Annotated in this window: 21 protein-coding genes; 6 read left to right on the top strand and 15 right to left on the bottom strand. The window is 45.3% G+C overall.

What is annotated here, in order from left to right; translation table 11 throughout:
* Window positions 1–50: 50 nt before the first annotated feature.
* The gene (locus ACIH2S_RS14640) at window positions 51–1265 is read right to left on the bottom strand and encodes an MFS transporter (protein WP_108478325.1); all 1215 of its coding nucleotides are present in this window, start codon (window positions 1263–1265) and stop codon (window positions 51–53) included.
* Window positions 1266–1548: 283 nt separating this feature from the next.
* On the opposite strand from ACIH2S_RS14640, the gene ushA reads away from it, so the two are divergent.
* Complete coding sequence (gene ushA / locus ACIH2S_RS14635; protein ID WP_036952517.1) at window positions 1549–3219, top strand: bifunctional UDP-sugar hydrolase/5'-nucleotidase UshA; 1671 nt, start codon at window positions 1549–1551, stop codon at window positions 3217–3219.
* A 46-nt stretch (window positions 3220–3265) separates the two neighbouring features.
* On the opposite strand, the gene ybaK is transcribed toward ushA, so the two are convergent.
* The 4 genes from ybaK to copA all read right to left on the bottom strand — a co-directional run bounded on the left by ybaK (window position 3266) and on the right by copA (window position 8231).
* Window positions 3266–3745 (bottom strand): Cys-tRNA(Pro)/Cys-tRNA(Cys) deacylase YbaK, encoded by a 480-nt coding sequence (ybaK, locus tag ACIH2S_RS14630; protein ID WP_036952167.1) that lies wholly within the window; start codon window positions 3743–3745, stop codon window positions 3266–3268.
* 35 nt (window positions 3746–3780) lie between these two features.
* A complete protein-coding gene (locus ACIH2S_RS14625; protein WP_108478323.1) occupies window positions 3781–4587 on the bottom strand; it encodes a TraB/GumN family protein in 807 nt (268 codons plus the stop codon).
* 188 nt (window positions 4588–4775) lie between these two features.
* A complete protein-coding gene (locus ACIH2S_RS14620) occupies window positions 4776–5348 on the bottom strand; it encodes an HdeD family acid-resistance protein (protein ID WP_036952163.1) in 573 nt (190 codons plus the stop codon).
* Window positions 5349–5492: 144 nt separating this feature from the next.
* Window positions 5493–8231, bottom strand: a complete 2739-nt coding sequence (gene copA, locus ACIH2S_RS14615; protein WP_036952161.1) for a copper-exporting P-type ATPase CopA — start codon at window positions 8229–8231, stop codon at window positions 5493–5495.
* A 117-nt stretch (window positions 8232–8348) separates the two neighbouring features.
* Between copA and cueR the strand changes: the two genes are divergently transcribed.
* Entirely contained in the window at window positions 8349–8759 is a 411-nt protein-coding gene (gene cueR, locus ACIH2S_RS14610; RefSeq protein WP_036952159.1) for a Cu(I)-responsive transcriptional regulator, read from the top strand.
* Here the strand turns inward: cueR and ACIH2S_RS14605 are convergent.
* The 5 genes from ACIH2S_RS14605 to tesA form a co-directional block, all read right to left on the bottom strand.
* Entirely contained in the window at window positions 8713–9192 is a 480-nt protein-coding gene (locus ACIH2S_RS14605) for an NfeD family protein (RefSeq protein ID WP_108478322.1), read from the bottom strand. The genes cueR and ACIH2S_RS14605 overlap by 47 nt on opposite strands.
* Window positions 9189–10139: an SPFH domain-containing protein gene (locus ACIH2S_RS14600; protein ID WP_036952154.1), complete on the bottom strand. Its 951-nt coding sequence runs from the start codon at window positions 10137–10139 to the stop codon at window positions 9189–9191. Before ACIH2S_RS14600 ends, ACIH2S_RS14605 begins: the two co-directional genes overlap by 4 nt.
* A 13-nt stretch (window positions 10140–10152) precedes the next feature.
* Window positions 10153–11010 carry a co-chaperone YbbN gene (locus ACIH2S_RS14595; RefSeq protein ID WP_036952152.1) on the bottom strand — a complete coding sequence of 286 codons (858 nt, stop codon included), beginning with the start codon at window positions 11008–11010 and terminating at the stop codon, window positions 10153–10155.
* 63 nt (window positions 11011–11073) lie between these two features.
* Window positions 11074–11859 (bottom strand): SDR family oxidoreductase, encoded by a 786-nt coding sequence (locus ACIH2S_RS14590; protein ID WP_154609478.1) that lies wholly within the window; start codon window positions 11857–11859, stop codon window positions 11074–11076.
* A 120-nt stretch (window positions 11860–11979) separates the two neighbouring features.
* Entirely contained in the window at window positions 11980–12615 is a 636-nt protein-coding gene (gene tesA / locus ACIH2S_RS14585; protein WP_272533104.1) for a multifunctional acyl-CoA thioesterase I/protease I/lysophospholipase L1, read from the bottom strand.
* Here tesA and ybbA point away from each other — a divergent pair.
* From ybbA to ACIH2S_RS14570, 3 genes are all read left to right on the top strand, one after another.
* Window positions 12583–13269, top strand: a complete 687-nt coding sequence (gene ybbA / locus ACIH2S_RS14580; RefSeq protein ID WP_036952147.1) for a putative ABC transporter ATP-binding protein YbbA — start codon at window positions 12583–12585, stop codon at window positions 13267–13269. The genes tesA and ybbA overlap by 33 nt on opposite strands.
* Window positions 13266–15713, top strand: coding sequence for a putative ABC transporter permease subunit YbbP (gene ybbP / locus ACIH2S_RS14575; RefSeq protein ID WP_036952146.1), 2448 nt, complete (start codon window positions 13266–13268; stop codon window positions 15711–15713). Before ybbA ends, ybbP begins: the two co-directional genes overlap by 4 nt.
* A gap of 232 nt (window positions 15714–15945) precedes the next feature.
* Window positions 15946–17325 (top strand): esterase-like activity of phytase family protein, encoded by a 1380-nt coding sequence (locus ACIH2S_RS14570; protein WP_430247635.1) that lies wholly within the window; start codon window positions 15946–15948, stop codon window positions 17323–17325.
* 108 nt (window positions 17326–17433) lie between these two features.
* Here the strand turns inward: ACIH2S_RS14570 and ACIH2S_RS14565 are convergent, their stop codons facing one another.
* The 5 genes from ACIH2S_RS14565 to ppiB all read right to left on the bottom strand — a co-directional run bounded on the left by ACIH2S_RS14565 (window position 17434) and on the right by ppiB (window position 21806).
* Window positions 17434–18687 carry a CynX/NimT family MFS transporter gene (locus ACIH2S_RS14565; protein WP_430247634.1) on the bottom strand — a complete coding sequence of 418 codons (1254 nt, stop codon included), beginning with the start codon at window positions 18685–18687 and terminating at the stop codon, window positions 17434–17436.
* A gap of 120 nt (window positions 18688–18807) precedes the next feature.
* On the bottom strand, window positions 18808–19893 hold the full coding sequence (purK, locus tag ACIH2S_RS14560; RefSeq protein ID WP_108478318.1) for a 5-(carboxyamino)imidazole ribonucleotide synthase: 1086 nt from the start codon (window positions 19891–19893) through the stop codon (window positions 18808–18810).
* On the bottom strand, window positions 19893–20408 hold the full coding sequence (gene purE / locus ACIH2S_RS14555) for a 5-(carboxyamino)imidazole ribonucleotide mutase (protein WP_036952140.1): 516 nt from the start codon (window positions 20406–20408) through the stop codon (window positions 19893–19895). Before purE ends, purK begins: the two co-directional genes overlap by 1 nt.
* Before the next feature lie 169 nt (window positions 20409–20577).
* The gene (gene lpxH, locus ACIH2S_RS14550) at window positions 20578–21300 is read right to left on the bottom strand and encodes a UDP-2,3-diacylglucosamine diphosphatase (protein ID WP_108478317.1); all 723 of its coding nucleotides are present in this window, start codon (window positions 21298–21300) and stop codon (window positions 20578–20580) included.
* Between the two features lie 11 nt (window positions 21301–21311).
* Window positions 21312–21806 (bottom strand): peptidylprolyl isomerase B, encoded by a 495-nt coding sequence (gene ppiB / locus ACIH2S_RS14545; protein WP_006659258.1) that lies wholly within the window; start codon window positions 21804–21806, stop codon window positions 21312–21314.
* Window positions 21807–22106: 300 nt separating this feature from the next.
* On the opposite strand from ppiB, the gene cysS reads away from it, so the two are divergent.
* Window positions 22107–23495 carry a cysteine--tRNA ligase gene (cysS, locus tag ACIH2S_RS14540; protein ID WP_036952136.1) on the top strand — a complete coding sequence of 463 codons (1389 nt, stop codon included), beginning with the start codon at window positions 22107–22109 and terminating at the stop codon, window positions 23493–23495.
* Window positions 23496–23621: the final 126 nt, after the last annotated feature.

The raw sequence follows: 23621 nt of genomic DNA, 5'->3' as shown, positions 1-23621 counted from the left end.
GTTATCCATACTTATAAAAACATAAGTATGGATAAAATAAGGTAATAAGCCTATTTATTGTTTATATTTGGTAACAATACAGTAAAAATACCCAATAATGGTAGAAAGGCACAATATTGATAAACTTGCTCAATGCTGGTTTGGTCTGCAATATGACCCAAGACAGCAGCACCAACGCCCCCCATACCAAAGGCTAAACCAAAGAATAGCCCTGAAACCATCCCTGTTTTACCTGGGATCAATTCTTGTGCGTATACCAAAATAGCCGAGAATGCTGAGGCTAAAATCATCCCGATAATCACCGTCAGGACACCCGTCCAGAAGAGTGACGCGTGAGGTAAAATCAACGTAAATGGGGCAACGCCAAGGATAGAAAACCAGATAACATACTTACGCCCAATTTTATCGCCAATAGGACCACCAATCATGGTTCCCGCCGCAACGGCGAATAAAAATACAAACAAGTGAATTTGGGCGTTTTGTACCGAAACACCAAACTTATCGATTAAATAGAAAGTGTAGTAACTGCTAATGCTCGCTAAATAGAAATATTTTGAGAAAATTAAAACTAACAAAACGCTGAGTGAGCCAACCACGACTTTGCGAGGCAGCACTTTAACTTCTCCGTGAATGACGGGCTTTTTCTTTGCAGCGCGATGCTGCTGTTTATACCAACTGCTAACTTGCAAAAGAATAATAATGGCGAGTAGTGCCGCGAACGAGAACCAACCGATGTTGCCTTTACCATAAGGTTCAATGATCAGTGCGGCAAGTAGAGGACCTAATGATGCTCCGAGGTTGCCGCCCACTTGGAAAAAGGATTGGGCTAAACCATGGCGTCCACCAGATGCCATCCGTGCGACTCTTGATGATTCAGGATGGAAGACAGAAGAGCCAGTCCCCACTAACGCGGCAGCGATTAAGATGGTTGGGAAGGTTTCTGCCATGGCTAATAGCAATAGACCCGACAAGGTAAAGCTCATGCCTATCGGTAAGGAATAGGGTTGAGGGTGTTTATCCGTGTAATAACCAATAATCGGCTGTAAAAGTGATGCCGTGACTTGGTAAGTGAGGGTGATCATCCCAATTTGAGCGAAGCTAAGGGAAAAATCAGATTGTAATAAGGGATAAATCGCTAATATTAGCGACTGAATCATGTCATTGAGTAAATGAGAGACACTGATTGCCGTCAGGATACTGAAAACGGTTTTTCCCGTTTTATTGGCGGGTTTGGCGCCGCCATTCGCTGCTGTTTGCTCACTCATGATCATCACTTTAGTTTGTTGCGTAATTGTAACCAATATAACTAATATAGAAATTATTTAAATGGCAATATGAGTGGCATGGGTAAATTGATGGAAAATATTAGTCGATCCAGATCTCATTTCTTTGTAACAGCGTTCTGTTTGTGCATAGCCGCTCAGATCTTGCCGTCATTTTTATGCTATAAGACTGAGTCTATTAACACATGGCTTATTAACTCATAAGCTTATTACGCATAAAAAACTACGTAATCGGTAGAGATTTCTATACCAGCAGGGAGAATGTATGAAACTGACATTTAAGGCATCCGCATGCGCATTAACTGTCTCGTTAGCGCTGTTACCCGCAGCGATGGCAAATGCGTGGGAAAAAGATAAAACCTACAACATCACTATTTTGCATACTAACGATCATCATGGTCATTTTTGGCACAATGAAAAAGGTGAGTATGGATTAGCGGCACAAAAAACCGTGGTTGATGAAATTCGTGACGAAGTGGCGAAGCAAGGCGGCAGTGTTTTATTACTCTCTGGTGGGGATATTAATACTGGTGTACCAGAGTCTGATTTGCAAGATGCTGAGCCTGATTTTAAAGGGATGAATTTGGTGGGCTACGATGCGATGGCGCTCGGTAACCACGAATTTGATAACCCGCTAGAAGTCCTCAAGCAGCAAGAAAAGTGGGCAACGTTCCCATTCTTATCTGCCAACATTTATCAAACCAGCACAGGTAAACGTCTCTTTAAACCTTATCAAGTCTTTGATAAGCAAGGTGTAAAAATTGCTGTTTTAGGCTTAACAACTGACGATACCGCGAAAATCGGTAACCCTGCGAACTTCCCTGATGTTGAATTCCGCGTCCCTGCTGCTGAAGCCAAAAAAGTGGTGGAAGAGCTACGTGCGACTGAGAAACCAGACATTATTATCGCGGCAACCCATATGGGACACTATGATGATGGCAACCACGGTTCTAACGCACCGGGGGATGTGGAAATGGCGCGCAGCTTACCTGCGGGCTATTTAGATATGATAGTGGGTGGTCACTCACAAGACCCTGTTTGTATGTCTCAAGAGAACAAAAACTACAAACAAGAAGACTATGTGCCAGGAACCCCATGTGCGCCAGACAACCAAAATGGCACCTGGATTGTTCAAGCCCATGAGTGGGGTAAATATGTAGGTCGTGCCGACTTTGAATTCAAAAACGGTAAATTCACCTTAAAACACTATCAGCTGATCCCAATTAACCTGAAGAAAAAAGTGAAGAAAGACGACGGTTCATCGGATTACGTCTACTACACACAGGAAATTGCGCATAACCCTGAAATGACAAAATTGCTAACCCCTTATCAAGATAAAGGCGACCAGCAATTAGGCGTGAAAGTCGGTTCAGTGGAAGGCAAGCTGGTGGGTGACCGTAATAAAGTGCGCTTTGAGCAAACCAATATGGGGCATTTACTACTGGCGGCTCAAAAAGAGCGTGCAGGGGCTGATTTTGCCATCATGAGCGGCGGCGGCGTGCGTGATTCCATCGAAAGCGGCGATATTACCTATAAAGATGTCCTGAAAGTTCAGCCATTTGCTAACGAATTAGTCTATGTGGACTTTAAAGGCGAAGAGGTTCTGCCGTATCTGCAAGCGGTCGCTAACATGAAACCTGACTCAGGTGCTTACGGTCAGTTCTATAATGTGAGCCTGACTCTGAATGCCGACGGCACAATCAGCGATGTGAAGATTGATGGCAAACCGGTCGATAAGAACAAAACTTACCGTATGGCGACATTAAACTTTAACGCGATTGGCGGTGACGGTTATCCAGCTATCGATAATCATCCAAACTACGTCAACACCGGTTTTGTGGATGCGGAAGTGCTCAAAGGCTATATTGAGAAACATTCTCCATTAAAAGCCGCTGATTACGAGCCAAAAGGCGAGATTGTTTATAAAAATAAATAATCGGTAATGAGTGTGAAAAAGCCCCTTAATTGGGGCTTTTTGTTTTTTACGATTCTTTTTTAATATCCGCAAAGCTGGCATTTAGTACACTTGCCAGATCGCTTGGGGCGAGTTCTAAATCCAAACCGCGCTTGCCACCGGAAATAAACATAGTCGTAAATTCTTGAGCTTGGCTGTCAATCACGGTCGGAAGGCGTTTTTTCTGACCTAATGGGCTGATCCCTCCTAGCAAATACCCCGTGGTTTTTTGGGCAATTTGCGGATCGGCCATTTCGACTTTTTTGACTTTAAATACCTTAGCAACAGATTTGAGGTCGAGCTGCCCAGAAACTGGAGTGACAGCCACCGCTAAGGTTTTTTGATCGCCATTAAGCGCGACTAATAAGGTTTTGAAGACTTGCTTGGCATCTAAGCCTAATTTTTGGACGGCTTCATCACCAAAATTACTCTCATTGGGGTCGTGATCATAAGGGTGTAGCGTGAATTTAATTTTTTGTTTTTCCAGTAATTTTACTGCCGGAGTCATAATTATTCCTTTTCTTTTTCAATGACTGGATTTGATCAATTATCGTTTCGTAAATAATCAATTAAGCTCTGTTCACCAAACAAGTGCAGTGCGCCTACGGCGACCACATAATTACCCGCAGGCAAGGTTTTCAGTTTTCTCGCCCATTCCTGATTGCGTTGAGTCATCAGCACATTATAAACCCCTTCGCTGAAGGTATTCGGTAATGTAACGCAATTTTCCGGTTGAAAATCCAGCCACCAGCTAATCATGGTTTGCAAGGAGCGGGCATTGGCGCGCCAATGAATTAGGGTATCTTGCAATAATGGCAAACCATCATCGGGTAAATCGAGCAGTAATTGCACTTGGGAGTCTACACCTTCTAGCTCAATAATGGGCTTATTTTGGGCTAGTGCGTTATGGATCAGTTGGTAGTCAATTCCATAGTGACCTCGTAAACCCAATAACTGCGCTTGTGTGGCTTGCATCGTCAGGGCGACTTGCCAAGAGGGAAGATGGTCAAACTGAGTGGGGGATTGACGTATCTCTTGGCAGTATTGTAAAAACAGGGCAAATTCAGCGTCCGTTAATCTATGGGAAACCGGTGCTATCAAGGCTGTAGATGTTGGGAAAGGTGAGTTTGCTTGCGTGATATCCGCCTCAACAATCAGCCCATCTGCGTGGTTGATTTTATCGAGCAAGGTTGCGGATAAGGGAAACATATTTTCTGTTCCCATATGAATACTGCCGACAATGTGCAGCTTTATATTATTAGGTAAGCGAACATCAACAGCAGGATAAGGATAATTCGGAGCCACTCCCCGGTGCAGCCAACTTTTTAAGTTTTCGAGTAGTTTTCCCATCTGATATTTATCCTGATTTAACGACTGAGATAAACAGAGTAAACAATCTTGTAGGAATTTGCGAATCACACCGCACGATACGGTCTATTACTAAAATATTGCCTATTACTAAACAGAAGAATTGCAGATAAAAAATAGCGCCTCATCATCAGGCGCTATTAATTATATTGCGTGAGTCATTATGCAAATTAGTCTTTGCGCTTTAATAGGCTTAATAGAGAAAATAAACCAAACGCACTGAAAATTAATTCGATACCGATTAATGCGGTTAACAGCGCAATCGAGGTAATAGGACCATTGCCAATTAATAAGTAAGCAATAAAGAAGTCCAGAACCCCGATGATAATCTGCATCCAACCACCTGCAGATTTAATTTGTTGGATACCGGCATATAGGCGCATTACCCCGCCAATAATAAACAGCGCCGCAATCACCATTGCCATGGCGATTAAGCCCTGTAAAGGCTCTTTGATAAATGCATAACCGACGATGCAGTAAATAATCCCGATGACAAACCCAAAGAGGCGAGACCAGCCCGTATAGATAGTGGTGCTCAGGATGCTCACAATGGCACCGACGCCACTTAAGATTAATAGCACGCCCACAATAGCACTGACGGCAATACCAGAGGCAACTGGATTAGCTAAACAGGCGATACCACCTAGCAGTAATAACACGGCGAGAACCGCCAAAATATTACGTTGCTTTTTCACGTCACCATTGGCTAAGTTGGTGAGCTTTTCGCGATTAATATTTAACATGGAACCCTCAAACAGTGAAAATAATTAGAATCACTTAATTATAGAACAGGAATGATGAAGGCACTGAGGTATTCGGGCGATTTATTGCGTTGAGTCAAAATGTTGGAAAAGCCACCTTTAAGGTGTAAAGGTGGCTTGATAAGGCTATTTTTCAGGTTTGAAACGTAATAAACGGTTGGCGTTGCTGACCACGGTAATGGAAGAGAGCGCCATGGCGGCTCCTGCCACTACAGGGTTCAATAACGTGCCAGTAATTGGGTATAAAATACCAGCGGCAATCGGAATACCTAGCGAGTTATACACGAAGGCTCCAAACAAGTTCTGTTTCATATTACGCAGAGTCCCTTTGGAGATAGACACTGCATCGGCAACGCCGTGTAGGCTTTGGCGCATTAAGGTAATTGACGCAGTTTCAATCGCAATATCACTGCCGCCCCCCATGGCAATCCCGACATCAGCACGAGCGAGAGCAGGAGCATCGTTGATACCATCACCCACCATTGCTACTTTATGACCTTTGGCTTGCAAAGCTTCAATCGCCGCAGATTTTCCGTCTGGCATCACTCCCGCAATCACTTCGTCAATGCCAGCCTCTTTGGCGATCGCTTTGGCTGTGACTGGGTTATCCCCGGTTAACATTACTAAGCGGAAGCCTTGTTTATGCAGACGGGCGAGGGCGCTGACACTGTCTTCACGTAATGGGTCGCGAATAGACAGCAGTGCTGCAATCTGACCATCAACCGCCAATAGCACTGGTGTGACCCCAAGAGACGCTTGCTGATGGAGCGTTTCATCGATTTCACGGGTATCAATTTGGTTTTCAGTCAGCAGTTTTTGATTGCCAAGTAAAACTGTTTTACCTTCAACAACCGCGGTGACTCCTAATCCAGCCAAAGTTCTAAATTGCTGATTGGCAACAATATCCAGCCCTTTTGCACGGCTAACAATTGCACGAGCCAGCGGGTGGTTAGAACCACTTTCGAGGGACGCCGCAAATTGCAGAGCTTGTGACTCATTAAAACCGTTGAACAGATGAATATCAGTAACTTGTGGCATGCCCTCAGTTAAGGTACCTGTTTTGTCAAAGACGATGGTATCGAGCTCGCTAGCTTGCTGTAAGGCATCGGCATCACGCACCAATACCCCAAACTCTGCGGCGCGACCGACACCGGATATAATCGACATCGGTGTTGCAAGACCTAAGGCACACGGACAGGCAATAATCAGTACCGTGGTCGTGATAACCAGCGCGTAGGTAATTTGTGGAGCGGGACCCACGAAATACCAAATTGCCCCTGAAATCACTGCAATAGCCACTACCACCGGGACAAACACCGCCGAAATTCGGTCAGCCAATTGCCCGATTTGCGGTTTACTGCTTTGCGCTTGGCGTACTAAGTAAATAATACGCGCTAACGTGGTTTGGCTACCCACTGCGGCGGCGCGGAATAACACGGTACCGTCTTGCACAACGGTTCCTGCGTGTACTGCATCGCCACGGCTTTTTTGCTGCGGGATAGGCTCACCCGTTAGCATCGCTTCATCCAGCCACACTTCGCCTTCAATGATTTCGCCATCGACAGGGACACGATCCCCTGTGGTTAAGCGTAAAACCATGCCTTGTTTCACTTGAGCAAGGGGCATATCAACTTCCCCTTGCTCGGTGACAACGCGGGCCGTTGGCGGCGTTAAATCCAATAATCGCTCTAAGGCTTTGGAGGAACGCTGGCGTGCGCGCTGCTCAAGGGCATGACCTAAGTTGATCAGACCGATGATCATGGCGCTGGCTTCGTAATAAAGATGGCGAGCTTGTTCTGGGAACATCTCAGGCCAAATATTGACGACAATCGAATAGAGCCAAGCTGCCCCAGTACCTAAGGCAACCAAGGTATCCATGGTGGCACTGCCATTTTTTAAGCTTTGCCATGCACTGCGATAAAAATGCCCACCGGCAAAAATCATCACCAGCAGCGTTAATACCCCGATAGTGAGCCAAATGTTGTGGTTATCAGCGCTTAACATCATGTTGTCGCCGATCATCCCCCAAATCATCACGGGCACACCTAAAGCAAGGGCTAGCGCAGATTGCCAACGGAAGCGGCGCATATTCGCTTGAGCCACTTCTTGCTGGCGTTCACGACGCTTAGCTTCATCTTGGATGATTTCAGCGCCATAACCTGCTTTTACGACCGCTTCGACGAGGTCATCGGGCTTCGCGGTTCCAGTGACTAACGCACTGCGTTCCGCTAAGTTCACTCGTGCATTTTCCACGCCAGGTACGCTATTAAGTGCCTTTTGCACTTTACTGACGCAGCTGGCGCAGGTCATGCCATCGAGTAATAATTGAATGCTGTCATCGGTCACGGCAATGTCAGGCTGTTCGCCAAGGTCAGACTCTTGTGCCGGAATATCACAAACTGCCGCTGAACCCGTTTCCGGCTGTTCAATTGATGTTTTCAGCGGCTCAGTTTTTGGGGAGCTAGCACCTTCTTGGGCAAGTTCTGCGTGGAATCCTGCGCCTTCTACCGCGGCGATTAAATCGGTTGTAGAGGCAGTGCCATAAACTTTAGCCTGTTGAGTATCTACTACCGCGGCAGCAACGCCTTCAACAGCTTCTAATGCTTGCTGAGTTTTCCCTGCGCATTTCATACAGTTTAAGCCAGAGAGTTGTAACTCTACATTTGGCGCAGTTGCTTCAGTGGCTTCATAGCCTGCATCGACAATGGTTTGAATGAGGGATTCGACGCTAGCGCTGCTTTCAATCACCGCGTAATCAATCGTGACGTTGACTGATTCAACATCAGGGCGTGCTTGCAGTGCTTTTGTCACGGAGCCGACGCAATGCATGCAGCTCAAACCTTGTAAGGATAGAATTATTTTCATTTTTGATTCTCCGGGCCTTCTCATAACGAGGGGCTATAATTTGTACACAAAATCAGTCTATAATCCGCTATGTAATTAAGGTTAAACCTTCCCACAAGGGGAAGGTCAAGGGGAATTATGAATATTAGTGAAATTGCCAAAAAAACCGGTCTGACTGCCAAAGCAATTCGCTTTTATGAAGATAAAGGGCTGATCACACCACCGGAACGCGGGGATAATAGTTATCGCTATTATCAAGCCAGACATCTCGATGAGCTGATGCTTTTAAAACAAGCTAAAGATGTGGGGTTTACGCTGGACGAGTGCGGGGAGTTGCTGGGATTGTTTCGTAATCCAAGCCGCCACAGTGCGGATGTGAAAAGTGCGACGATAGCGAAAATTGATGAAATTCAGCAGACGATTTTAAAGCTGTCGGCTATTCGGGATACGTTACAAGAATTAGTGGATGTCTGCCCCGGTGATGAAGGGGCAGACTGCCCGATTATTGATCATCTGGCGCGTGGCTGTTGTCACCATGGTAAGGCTTAACTTTTAGGGTGTTTCCGTCTACGGCGGTTACTTCCACTTCAGCTTCCGCTTTTAATGGGACGTCGCTGTATATGCGCCAACTGCCATCGGCGAGGCGCACGCGGCTAAACCCCTCTTCGGTATCAGTTAGCAAGCGTGCCCTAACACCAACCAGCTGGTGGCTGATTTGGTTGACATCATCGGCACGGCTGGCTTTGCGGTGGCTGAGCCATTTTCGCCATAAAATCGCAGAAACGACGGTAAATACCGCAAATAAGATACCTTGCCATTCCCAACTGAGGAATGGCAATGCAAAGGTGAGCACCCCAACGGTGACGGCGGCAATGCCGGACCAAAGTAGGTAGCCACCTGTACCAAGAAGTTCAGCAATCAGCAGTAATCCCCCAAGACATAGCCAAAACCAGACGGGTTGAGTGCTGATAAATTCTATCATTCTTTAGCCTGCTTTTTGCTTGCACCCATTTTTTTGCTTTCGCCAATGAGTTCAGTGATCCCACCAATCGCGCCCATTAAGTTGCTGGCTTCTAATGGCATCATGATCACTTTGCTATTTTCTGCCGAGCCAATGCTAGTAAGGGCGTCAGTGTATTTTTGTGCCACAAAGTAGTTGATAGCCTGCATATCACCGGCGGCGATCGCCTCAGAAACCATTTGAGTCGCTTTGGCTTCTGCTTCAGCCGCTCGCTCACGCGCTTCTGCTTGTAAGAAGGCAGATTGACGTTCACCTTCCGCTTTCAAAATTTGCGACTGCTTTTCACCTTCCGCTTTTAAGATAGCCGCTTGACGAATACCTTCCGCTTCCAGAATATCGGCACGTTTGGTTCGTTCTGCTTTCATCTGGGCGTTCATCGCACTGACCAGTTCTTTTGGCGGTTTGACATCACGAATTTCAATACGGGTGATTTTTACGCCCCACGGGTTGGTGGCTTCATCCACTACGTGCAGTAAGCGACCATTGATAGAATCACGCTGGGAGAGCATTTCATCCAGCTCCATCGCCCCAAGAACCGTACGGATGTTAGTCATGATCAGGTTCAGAACGGATAATTCTAAATTGCTGACTTCATACGCCGCACGCACTGGGTCAATCACTTGAATAAAGCAGACTGCATCAATGGTCACGTTGGCATTATCACGAGAGATAACTTCTTGGGATGGAATATCAAGGACTTGTTCCATCATATTGATACGGCGCCCAATTTTATCCATAAATGGCACTAAAAGGTGTAAACCCGGCTGTAAAGTGCGGGTATAACGCCCAAAGCGCTCAACTGTCCACTGGAAGCCTTGCGGTACCGTTTTTACGCAGGTGGTAACGATAACAACAGCAATAATGACAAGAATAACAACTGGTAGTGCACCAGACGCGAACAAATCCATAGGTAATCCTTAACTAGTAAAGTAATGAATAAACTTGGCGACGGAACTTGCTCGCAAGTGCATCACCTGTTCCCATTGCTGACATGATATCCATCATGGTTTTTTTGATTGCGCCATCCCCTGCGTTTAAGTCTTTGCGTAAGAAGGTGAGCAGCATGTCTAACGCTTCTTCATTGCGATTGACTTCGTGAAGCTTTAACGCCAGTTGAACGGCTAACGTAGTATTTTCTTGATCTTGATTGAATTCTTTTATCAGCTGCTGAATTTCTGGGGTATCCGCAGCTTGCTTGGTTAATTCGATTTGAGCCACTAATCCTTGATAACGGCTGTCTTTATCTTGCATTGGCACGGTAGCTAACAAGGCTTCTGCATCATCAATTAAATGTAGACCAATTTGCACTTCAGCTAATAAGAACGTGATATCGCTGTTTTTAGGCGCAAGTTGGTTGGCTTCTTTCAGTAATGGCAGAGCCTCTTGAAGTTTGCCTTCCGCCACTAATTCAGCGGCTTGCGCAGCTTTTAACTCTTCTGGGCTTGGTAATACGCGAGAGAGTATTTGCAGCACAGCTTCTTCAGGCTGTGGACCTTCGAAGCCATCAACTGGGCGACCATTTTGCAGCACATAAACCGTTGGAACGCCTTTTAAGCCAAACTGGCTGGCGATCATTTGTTCTTCATCGCAGTTAACTTTTGCGAGGATAAATAGCCCTGCGTAGTCTTGAGCAATACGCTCTAACATGCTGGTGAATTCTAAGCTTTGAGGGCTGCGTGGTGACCAAAAGTAGAACATGACAGGCATGTTCATGGATTGTTCGATGGTCTGGTGTAGGTTGGTCTCGTTAATATCAATAATTTGTGCGTTAGCTAACATAAACAGTCTCTTTAAAATTCGTTATTAATCATGTCAATGAAATGGGGGCTTAGTTCTGTTTTTTCAATCTTTCTTGCCCTGACCCGCGAGGACTTTGTCCATTAGCTTATCGGGTAATACACGTTTTAGTATACGCACAAAAACCGTTAATAATGTGACAGAGTAGCGTACACGTGGACGCGGACTCTCTAATGCCAAAATCAATTTTTTGACCACATCTTCAGGATATAACGTAAATTTTGCGGCAATCCCCGGATTTTTAACTGGCTTATCTTGCTGAGTTTGCGCCACATTTTGGGTAAAGGCACTGTGGATGGGACCGGGCTCAATTAAGCTGACGTGAATACCAGAGCCTTGTAATTCCAAACGCAATGCATCTGACCAAGCTTCCAACGCGTATTTACTGGCGGCATAGGCTCCACGACCTGGCGTTGAGATAATGCCCATCACGGAGCTAGTTTGCACAATACGACCTTCATGGTGTGGCAGCATGGCGGGAAGCAGCAGGAAGGTCAATTGGTGAACTCCGAAAAAATTACTGGAGAATTGGGATTCCAATTGCTGGCGGCTCACGGTGTTCAATGGGCCATATACCCCGAATCCGGCGTTATTGAATAATCCGAAAAGTTTTCCATTACAGAGCGTCAGAACCTGCTGAGCAGCGGTCTCAACACTTACCGGGTCATCTAAATCTAACGTCACGGTTTCGAAGCCAAGTGATTGTAATCGTTCAATATCAGCCTGTTTTCGACAGGTGGCTATCACATGATAACCACGCTGTTTTAAAGTCTGCGCAGCGCACAACCCTATGCCACTTGACGCCCCTGTCACTAATACCGTTTTTTGCATAACTTTACCTACTCTGGGCTAAATGTTCGCTATCATATTGGTTCATTATAATTTATTTACCTAGCAAATTTATTTGGCTAATAACTTTATTTGGCTAATAACTTTATTTGGTTAATAACATTATTTGGTTAATAAATAGGGCGATAGCTGTTTTTCCATAAAATCTGCAATCGTTGGCTGGGCTTGCTCAGTGGGATGAATACCATCAGGTTGGATCCATTCCGGTTTGGTGATCACGCTTTCCATAAAAAATGGGATCAGCGAAAGGTTATTTTTTTCAGCCAGCGTTGGGTACACTTTTTCGAAGCTGGATGTGTAGCGTTTACCATAGTTTGGCGGGATACGAATTTGCATTAAGAGCGGTTTAGCACCATTTTGCTCTATTTGGTCGATAATCTGTTGTAATGTTATACCTAACTGTTCAACAGATAGCCCTTGCAAACCATCATTAGCTCCCAGCTCAATCAGCACCCAGTCAGGTTTGTGCTGGGCTAGAAGAGTGGGGAGACGTTCTAACCCTTGAGAGGCGGTATTTCCACTAATACTGCCATTAATAACTAAAATCGGTGGCGACTTTTTTTGCCAACGTTCGGCAAGTAATGTTGCCCAAGCTTGCTCGGCGGGTATTCGATAGCCTGCACTAAGACTATCGCCGAGGATCAATAGTTTCGTTGCAGCGAGTGTTTGTCCACTAGCGGTAACTAACAGGAGAAAAACCAATATATGTCGGCGCAAAATATTCTTGAAGTTCATCATCTCATTAAACGTGTTGGTCAAGGTGAACATGAACTGACTATATTGCAAGGAGTCGAGCTAATTGTCGAGTCTGGCCAGACAATTGCTTTAATTGGTGAGTCAGGTTCAGGAAAGTCCACCTTATTAGGCATTATTGCTGGGTTGGATGATGGCTCTAGCGGCACCGTGAAGTTGCTTGATCAAGACTTAACGACCATGGACGAAGAAGCTCGGGCGCGATTACGGGCGCAAAGTGTCGGCTTTGTTTTCCAATCTTTTATGTTAATTCCAACGCTGAACGCCCTTGAAAATGTCCAATTGCCTTCTTTACTGCGCGGTGAATCAGAAACCAAGAGTCATCAGCAGGCGGTGAGCTTACTGACGGATTTAGGGTTAGGAAATCGCTTAAAACATATGCCAGCTCAGCTTTCAGGCGGTGAGCAGCAGCGTGTGGCATTGGCTCGGGCGTTTAATGGTCAGCCTCAAATCTTATTTGCTGATGAACCTACAGGAAATCTTGACCGCCATACGGGAGATAAAATCGCCGATTTGTTATTTGCGATGAATAAAGAGCACGGTACTACGCTGATTTTGGTTACCCATGACAATGAGTTAGCCGCCCGTTGCCAACGTCGATTACGGTTAGTTGATGGGCAATTGAGGGAAGAGTCATGATTTGGCGCTGGTTTTGGCGTGAATGGAAAACGCCGTCTTTGTTGATTGTGTGGTTAGCATTAACCTTGGCAGTCGCCTGTGTGCTGGCGTTAGGGCGGATCAGCGATCGCATTGAAAATAGCATGAGCTATCAGAGCCAAGAGCTACTCGCGGGAGATTTGGTGCTGCGTTCTTCCCATCCGAGTGAGCCAACATGGCTTGCCGCAGCGCAGCAAGCAGGCCTGACATTGAGCCAGCAAATTTCATTTTCAACTATGGCGTATTCTACCGCTGATGAAGAAGGGCGCCCGCAGTTAGTGTTAGTGAAAGCGGCGGATGCGAGTTATCCACTATACGGTGACTTAGTGACCGAGCCTGCGGGGTTAAAACCCACTAAAGGGCATATTCTCGTCGCCCCGAGATTATTGGAATTACTGAACTTAAAGGTTGGCGAACAGATTGATATCGGCGATGGGACGTTTACGATTTCAGGAACGTTAATTCAGGAACCTGATAGTGGTTTTAACCCCTTTCAAATTGCGCCAAGGGTGTTGATCTCGATTGAAGATGCGCCATTAACTGGGGCTATTCAAGTGGGAAGCCGTTTAACGTATCGCGATATGTTTGCGGGTTCTCGCCAAGGGATTGATGCATTTAAAGAGAAATATGATGCTCAGTTACGTAGCGATCAGCGCTGGTATACCTTGGATGATGACAGCGGTGCGGTCGGGAAAACCTTTAAGCGCGCTCAGCAGTTTTTGCTGCTATCGGTGCTGCTAACGCTGTTATTGGCGATTGCTGCGGTGGTGGTGTCGATGACTCATTATTGTCGAAGCCGTCACCAACTGATAGCGGTATTGAAGACCTTGGGGGCAGACCGAGGTGCGCTACGTAAGTGGATCATTGGTCAGTGGTTAGTGATTTTAGTGGCAGCGGCATTATTAGGGTCTTTGCTGGGGCTGGCTTTTGAAGGCATTTTAATGCAGATATTGTCGGCAATGTTACCTAAAGCCTTGCCGAGCGCCAGTTTTTGGCCGTGGATCTGGGCGGTGGCAACGCTGTTTATTATCGCGATTATTGTGGGGATCCGTCCTTACTATCAATTGATGGGTACTCAACCTTCTCGTGTATTACGGGAAGATGCCAAATCACCAATTTGGCCACTGTATTATTATCTGCCTGTGGTTACGTTGATAGTGGTCGGCGGGTTATTCCTGTTTGCAGGGGTAAACCCACTATTATGGTCAATCTTGCTGGGAATTGTTGTGGTTGCGGTGCTCCTTGCGTTGATTGGTTGGCTAGGGTTGTGGTTGCTGAGAAAAGTACAGTTTCGCCAGCTCAGTCTGCGTTTATCAGTGAGCCGCTTATTGCGTCAGCCATTGCAAACTATTACCCAGATGAGCGCATTTTCATTGTCATTTATGTTATTGGCATTGTTGATTTTGGTTCGAGGGGATCTTTTAGATCGCTGGCAACAGCAGCTACCGGCGGATAGCCCGAATTATTTTCTGATTAATATGACTCAGTCTCAGCTTGATCCTGTTACGCAGCTGTTGAAACAGTACGAGGTTACACCAACGGAGTTTAATCCAGTTGTGTTAGCGCGTTTATCGGAAATTAATGACCAGTCTGCGATTGAGTGGGCGGATGCTCGCGATCCCAATAATAATACGGTTAGGCGAGAGCTAAGCTTAACGTGGCAATCAACATTGCCGCCTGCAAACGAGTTAGAGCAAGGGAGCTGGCCACCAAAAGCGGGGGAAGTTTCCATTGAGCAAACTGTCGTTAAAGAGTTAGGACTAAAAATCGGCGATAAATTGACGTTCAATGCTGGCTCGCAGATTTTCACGGCTAAAGTGAGCAGTATTCGTAAAGTGGATTGGGAAAGTTTGCGCCCAAATTTCTACTTTATTTTTGCGGAAGAAACATTATCGCCAATGCCAGAAACATGGTTGAGTAGCTTCCATTATGATGGCGATGGGCAGTTGTTAACACAGCTGAGTCATCAGTACCCAACTATTAATGTGTTGGATACGGGCGCTATCATCACGCAAATTCAGCAGATTTTACAGCAGGTAAGCCAAGCTTTAGAAGTGATGGTGGTTTTGGTGATTTTCTGTGGCGTATTATTGTTACTCGCACAGATTCAAGTGGGTATGAGCCAACGAGAGCGTGAGTTGGTGGTGTATCGTACCCTAGGTGCGAGCAAAAAACTGATGCGCCGTACTTTATGGAGTGAATTTGCCTTACTCGGCGGAATGGCAGGGCTTGCCGCGGCATTTGGAGCTGAAGTGGCACTATGGTTACTGCAAACTAAGGTCTTTGATTTCCCGTGGCAGCCAGAATGGCGCCTGTGGGTGTTATTGCCGCTCTGTGCTGGGTTCTTGTTATCGGTGTGTGGCAGTTGGCTGGGGCTGAGGTTAATCGGCACTGGCAATCAGCATCGTCGATTATCGAACGGTTAAATGTATAAAAAGTAGAATAGTCACGAAGGTGGCTATTCTACTTAAAAATGAAAATCGGATGCTTGAGCTTCGCTGTATAGATTTTTTAAGTTGATGTATCCGACATCAAATAAATATTATTTTGTTAGTGTGATTGGTTAAACGAACTGTCTCTAATCCTTCACAAAACCTTCATTCGCCACGGTTATGATTCCGCCATCAATTATTGATGGTATGAAATAGGAAAATAACAATGGTTCGCCTTACACCAATAACTTTCAAACTAACATCCCTTTCTTTATTAATTGGTTTACTCTCATTTAGCACCGCAGGGGTTGCTCAACAAATTTCACAGAAACAAGTGCCAGCCACACTTGCTGGGCATGCCATTTTATCGGTGGATGCGACAGTACCAACGCCGGAAAATGCACCTTCGGATATGCAACATAGTGGCAAATACACTACAGGAACCCGCGTTGATACACTGAATAAAGTGGAGGGAAAATCCGATGGGCGCCCAACAGGTAAGTTTGTTCCAATCAAGGGGCAACCGTTACAAGGTCATTCAGGTATCAAGCGTATGGCTGATGGTACCTACTGGGTGCTCACAGATAACGGTTTTGGGAATAAAATGAATTCCCCTGACTCTATGCTGTATTTAACTCAGTATGATATTGATTTTAAAACGGGGAAAGCCAACCCGTTGAAAACAATTTTCTTCCACGATCCCAACAAAATTATTCCTTTTCATATTATTAACGAAAGCAGTGAAAAGCGTTATTTGACGGGAAGTGACTTTGATCCAGAAAGTTTTCAATTTGCCGATGGTGCCTTATGGGTGGGTGATGAATTTGGGCCTTATCTCATCAAAATGGATTTAAATGGCAAGGTGTTGGCGCTATTTGAAACACAAGTTGAAGGCAAGAAAGTCGTTTCCCCTGACCACTACACACTGACAACGCCGGGTAAACCTGCGGATAAAGTGATTTTCCAAGTCAATCGCTCAAAAGGTTTTGAGGGAATGGCATCATCGCCGGATGGCTCCAAACTTTATCCGATGTTGGAAGGGGCTTTGTGGCAAGAAGATAAACAAGACTATGAGAATGTGAACGGCAAAAAAGCGGTACGTATTCTTGAATTTGATGTGAAAAAGCAAGATTGGACTGGGCGCAGTTGGTTATATGTTTTTGAAGATAATCAAAATGCCATCGGTGATTTTAACCTGATTGATGACACTCACGGTTTGATTATCGAACGTGATAATGGGGAAGGCACCGCGGATAAAGCGTGCGCTGAAGGCGAAAAAAACAAAGAAAACTGCTTTAGCAACTTAGCAAAATTCAAACGTATTTATCGCATTGAATTTTCGGATAACAATGCAGGCGGAGCCGTGGATAAACAAGCCTATGTTGACTTAATGAACATCCAAGACCCTAACAAGCTAGCCAGAAAACCGCTAAATGATGGGGTATTTACCTTCCCATTCTTTACGATTGAAAACGTGGATGTGGTGGATAATGAACATATTATTGTCGGTAACGATAATAACTACCCATTCTCTTCCAGTCGTGAACCTAATCAAGCGGATGATAATGAATTTATCTTGCTGAAAGTACCAGAGTTATTGAAGTAATGCGTAATCGGTTATGCCGATAAGAAGTAGAACGTGTAAATGGATCCTTGTTTTTCCCTTGGTTTGATATTTGCTCGGGTTATCCCCGAGCGTTTTTCTTTTTAGGGGTTAATCTTTTTTTACTTCTAAAGCAGGGGGCTTCATCATTAAAGTAAAGAATAGGATCACGATAACAGGAGCTGCGATGGTTAAAAATGCAGGGGTAAAACTGCCTGTAATATCCTTAATTGCACCTGCGATAAATGGCGCTAAACAGGCAATGGTTGAGATTAAATTGACGACGGAGAACAACTCTAAATAAGGTCCGCGACCAAAATAATTGGACAGTAAAACACTGGACGCTAAGAAGGTCATACCGTAGCCAACACCCACGCAAATCACGAACAAAATCAGCCAGAACCATGATGTGGAGATACTCAGTGCCACTACGCCAAGCACCATAATAATTAGGCTACCAATCAGTAAACGTTTCGGCTCCAACCATTCACCCGCCGCGCCGCCTAAGAAGCGCGAAAATGCATTTACAAACGCCATGGTACTTAGCAGAGAAACCGCGATGGTCATACCAAATCCACGCTCTTCAATGTGCGCCACTGCAAAACTGTTTACTGTAATACCGCACCATAAAAAAGAGGTATAAGTCGCGGCAATTAAATAGAATTGCCAAGTACGTAATGCGCGGCGAACTGTCCAAACTTCAGCGGTACGATAAATAGGCTTATTCGCATGACTGATTTGTTTTTGCATTACTTTTTTGGCGTGGTCTTGTTCTTTTTTCCCTTCACGTAATGCCAAGATAGTGATGATGGTGACGATGCTAAGATAAACTGCACATAATACCCAGTGCATCCGCCAAGAGCCTAATTGATTCGATGCGTAGAAGTAAATCCAAGGACCTGCAACACCCCCTAATCCGCCAATCGTGAAATACAATCCAAATGCCAGAGATTGTTTTTCAAATAGGCGAGAAAGTACATAGGTACCCGGAACGGTCGCTAATAGCGTAAATCCAATACCAATCAAAGCGGTACCTAAGAAATAGGTGCTGATAGCTTCGGTGGAATAGAGGCTATAAAAGCCAGAACAGAATACGAGCATGCCTAAAAGTAGCGTGAGACGAACACCGACTTTACGTATCAGCAATGAGGGTAGAAAGCTCGCTAAACCGCAGGTTAAACCGAGTAAAGTAAAACCAAAGCCTGCCTCAGTCCAACTCCATTTTAATTCGCCGATCATGCTTGGTAATACTACGCCTAATGAGGTAAATGTGGTGGCGGTAGCAAGGAAATAAACCAGTCCGAGGAGAATAAGAATTGACCATTGGTATAACGGACTAAACGGTGAGGCTTGTGTTTCTGGCATATGCACTCCAGTGGCGCCCTAGTGAGTTAGTCATCACTCACAAGTAATCACTATAAAAGTAGGGCAAAAATAGCACAATGCCCGAAATATCACTCTCGGGCACGAATAGCGCTATTTTCCCTATTTTTGGCGAGAGTACCAGCCTAATTTTGTTTTTGCCCACTCAATGCCACTTTTATACTCATTTGGCAGCATTGGGATCAAACTATCGAGGGTATTTTCGAGTTGATGAATATCGCTATGAGTCAGATTTAAGTGACCCACTTTACGTACAGGGCGCACTTCTTTCTCATACCAATGTAAGTGGACTAAAGGCAGATTTAACCATTCTTGGTTAATATCAGTTCCAATTAAATTGACCATCACCGCAGGGCTGAAAACTTCTGGTGTCGGCATCGGTAAATTTAAAATCGCGCGTAAATGAAGCTCAAATTGGCTAATGGAAGCGCCATTTTGAGTCCAATGCCCACTATTATGAACGCGAGGGGCGATTTCGTTGATCAGCAGTTTATCGCCAACCACAAAACACTCCATTGCCATCACACCGATATATCCTAACTCATCCATCACGGCACTGAGCATCGTCTGTGCTTGTTGCTGCTGGACAGAGTTTGCATCAGGAAAAGCCACGCTGGTGCGTAAAATCCCTTCTTGGTGAAGATTATGGGTGATTGGGTAGAACACAGATTCACCGGATTGGCTACGGGCTCCAATCACGGAGACTTCAGCGTCAAATGGGATCCCTTGCTCGACGATGCATTCACCGTAAATTTCCGCAGGGAGTGCTTGTTCATCACCAGGGCGAACACGCCATTGACCACGACCGTCGTAGCCACCGGTTCTACGCTTGACGATTAAAAAATCACCCAGAGTGGCGAACAATTCTGGCCACTGGTCTGGCGATTCTAATCGCGCCCAAGGTGCCGTCGATAAATTTAATGAGTCGAACAGGCTTTTTTGTGGGAAGCGGTCAGCTAAACGTGGAAAAATATCACGGTTAATAAACGCATTATGACGCGCTAACTCTTTGGTTAATGGGGTTTCAGGCCAACGTTCAATTTCAGCGGTGATCACACTTTGCTGATAAGGAACGGCTTCAGGCTCTGCATCTAATCCAACAGGAAAAACAGAAATGCCCAGCGGTTCACCTGCTTGGCGCAGCATGCGACCTAATTGACCGTTACCAAGGACACAAACCGGTTTCATTACGCTTCCCTCGGATCTGGGTTATTTAATACGTCGTTGGTTTGTGCTTCACGCCATGTGGATAAGCGATTGAATAGCTCGCTGTCATGATTGGCTAAAATTTGTGCTGCTAGCAGTGCGGCGTTAGCTGAGCCCGCTTTCCCAATGGCAAGTGTGCCAACAGGAATGCCTTTTGGCATCTGAACGATAGAATACAGGCTATCGACACCACTTAATGCAGCGCTCTGTACAGGGACACCAAGGACGGGAACCAGCGTTTTTGCGGCTAACATTCCAGGTAAATGGGCGGCACCACCGGCACCAGCGATAATCACATCAAAACCATTTTGTTTAGCATTTTCAGCAAAGGAAAATAGTTTGTCTGGCGTGCGATGTGCGGAAACAATCTCAACATGGAAAGGCAGTTGCAGTTCGGTCAGCACGTCAGCGGCATGCTGCATGGTTGTCCAATCACTTTTAGAACCCATAACAATGGCGATTTTTGCCGCAGATTGAGCAGGAACTTGGGCAGTCATTTGGTGTGATCCCTGTATTGAAAAATATCACCCTAAGGGTGGGAATGTGAATTGCCCCGATCATATCACGGTAATTAGGTAAGGAAAACGTTTGCGTGATTATAAAATAAGCAAACAGTCATACTGACGACCAACAATTTATCTGCGTGTCTTTATCAAGATAGGAATGTTAAAAAGGAAAGAAAATAAGCTCAACGCCGTTTTCGTTGATCACAAAGGCTGAGCCTTCGCTGTGCCATGCGCCTAAAACTCCACGAAAATGAAGTTGACCACCGAGATTAATCTCGTGGATAGCAGGGCGATGCGTGTGTCCGTGGATCATCCATTGTGCTTGATGGCGGTTTAAGGCATCAACTACCGCGTCGGAATTGACGTCCATAATGGCTTCGGATTTCATACTGCTGGCATATTGGCTATTGTGACGCATTTTTTGTGCGATGCGACGGCGAATAAAGAGCGGTAGCAGTAAAAATACCCGTTGGATCCAAGGAGTATGGACCTTTTTACGGTAGTTCTGATAAGCAGCATCGTCGGTGCATAAGGTATCACCGTGCATAATTAAAATACGCTTATCATATAGTTCAAGTAGGGTTTCTTGGGGCAAAATGGTCATTCCGCACTGTTTTGCATAACGTTGACCCAATAAAAAATCGCGATTGCCATGAATGAAATAGCAAGGGATACCGCGTTCACTCAGCTGTTTTAGAGCCTGAGCCACTTGCTGATGCAAGAGGGTATTATCATCGTCGCCAATCCAATAATTGAAAAAGTCACCGAGAATATACAGGCTGTCGGCGTGGATGGCTTGCTGTTCAATAAATGTAAGAAAACCGGCGGTGATCGCCGGTTCATCTTCACTTAAATGCAAATCTGCAATGATATAAGTGGACATAAATTCAGGGATTACTCGCTGACAGTCACTTTTTCAATCACAACATCTTCGCGAGGTACGTCTTGGTGGAAGCCACTGCGACCAGTAGAAACGCCTTTGATTTTGTCAACAACGTCCATACCTTCAACTACTTCAGCAAATACGCAGTAACCCCAACCATCTGGGCGCTCTGAACGGAAGTTTAAGAAGTCATTGTCAGCGACGTTGATAAAGAATTGTGCTGTTGCTGAGTGTGGATCGTTAGTACGAGCCATTGCTAATGTACCGCGGCTGTTTTTCAGTCCGTTATTAGCTTCGTTCTTGATAGGCGCTTTAGTGTCTTTTTGGTTCATGCCTGGCTCAAAACCACCGCCTTGGATCATGAAGCCGTTAATAACACGGTGGAAAATGGTATTATTGTAGAAACCTTCGCGGCAGTAAGTTAAAAAGTTTTCGACAGTGACAGGTGCTTTGTCTGCGAAAGTTTTGATAACGATGTCACCGTGATTGGTATGAAATGTAACCATAATAGCTATCCTGAATAATTGTTTTTTATGCGCTAACTTGCGAAAGCGTTGAGATCAGCAAGTTTATATCACAGATAAAACCTGACTTGAAGCGACAGTGTGTTTGCAAAATAGGTTATCCCATAACAGTGACCTAATAAATCAGGCGATAAAGTCAGGCGCTAACCTTGCTTTCTTCGGGTGATCGCGATTCAATACCGTGCTATTTTCGTAAGGTTGAATCTGGATATTTTATCCTCAACATCGCGATAATCTGATGTATGATAAATATACACGTACTAATAAAATGGAAATAAAAAGATGCTGCAGATTTTCAATACACTGAGTCGTCAAAAAGAAGAATTTAAACCCATCCATGCTGGAAAGATTGGGATGTACGTGTGTGGCATCACCATTTACGATTTGTGTCATATTGGTCACGGTCGTACCTTTGTGGCTTTCGATGCAATTAGCCGCTATTTACGCTATTTAGGCTATGACCTGAATTATGTGCGTAACGTGACAGATATTGATGACAAAATCATTAAACGTGCCGCTGAAAATAATGAAAGCGTGGAAGAATTAACTACGCGCATGTTAGCGGAAATGCATAAAGATTTTGATGCATTAAATATCCTACGTCCAGACAGCGAACCGCGTGCCACTCGCCATATTCATGAAATCATTGAGCTAACTGAAAGCTTGATTGAGCGCGGTCATGCTTATGTTGCTGATAATGGCGATGTGATGTTTGAAGTCAAAACTGATCCAAACTACGGCTTATTATCTCGCCAAGACTTAGACCAACTTCAAGCGGGTGCCCGTGTTGAAGTGGCTGATGTAAAACGTAATCCAATGGACTTCGTTTTATGGAAAATGTCCAAAGAGGGTGAACCAAGCTGGGAATCTCCGTGGGGATTAGGTCGCCCAGGTTGGCATATCGAATGTTCGGCAATGAACAGTAAAGAGTTAGGCAACCATTTTGATATTCATGGCGGCGGCTCTGACTTAATGTTCCCGCATCATGAAAATGAAATTGCGCAATCTACCTGCGCCCATGATGGTCCCTATGTTAATTACTGGATGCATTCCGGTATGGTGATGGTTGATAGAGAAAAAATGTCTAAATCTCTCAACAACTTCTTTACCATCCGTGATGTATTAGAGTACTACGATGCGGAAACTGTACGCTACTTCCTGCTTTCAGGTCACTATCGTAGCCAATTGAACTATACCGAAGAGAACTTAAAGCAAGCGCGTACCGCGTTAGAACGCTTATATACAGCGCTGCGCGGCACGGATAAATCGGCTGTACCAGCAGGCGGCGAAGAGTATAAGAATCGTTTCTGTGAAGCGATGAATGACGACTTCAATACACCAGAAGCTTATTCTGTGTTGTTTGATATGGCGCGTGAATTAAACCGCCTGAAAACTGAAAATATGGATGCAGCGAACGGCATAGCGGCTCAATTACGTGAACTGGCAAAAGTGCTGGGACTGTTAGAGCAAGATCCTGAAACTTTCCTGCAAGCTGGAGCACAAGGCGAAGATGATGCGGAAGTCGCGAAAATCGAAGGGTTGATTAAACAGCGTAATGATGCGCGTCAAAGTAAGGATTGGGCTCTGGCGGATCAGGCGCGTGATGCGTTAGCGGCGATGGGGGTTGTGTTGGAGGATTCGTCTGCCGGTACGACATGGCGTCGCAAATAATATTCGCCATATTTCGCGCTGTGGCGTTGTTGGCGTCACTCGGCTACTCGGGTCACATACTCATGTATGCTCCCCGAGATATCCTTGCTAGCCGCCTAGTCACAACACGAACTATTTAGAATATTG

This window comes from Providencia lanzhouensis (assembly GCF_050469745.1).
GTDB lineage: Bacteria > Pseudomonadota > Gammaproteobacteria > Enterobacterales > Enterobacteriaceae > Providencia > Providencia lanzhouensis.
Note: the sequence above shows the minus strand (reverse complement) of the source record. Positions and strands in the feature narration are given on the sequence as shown.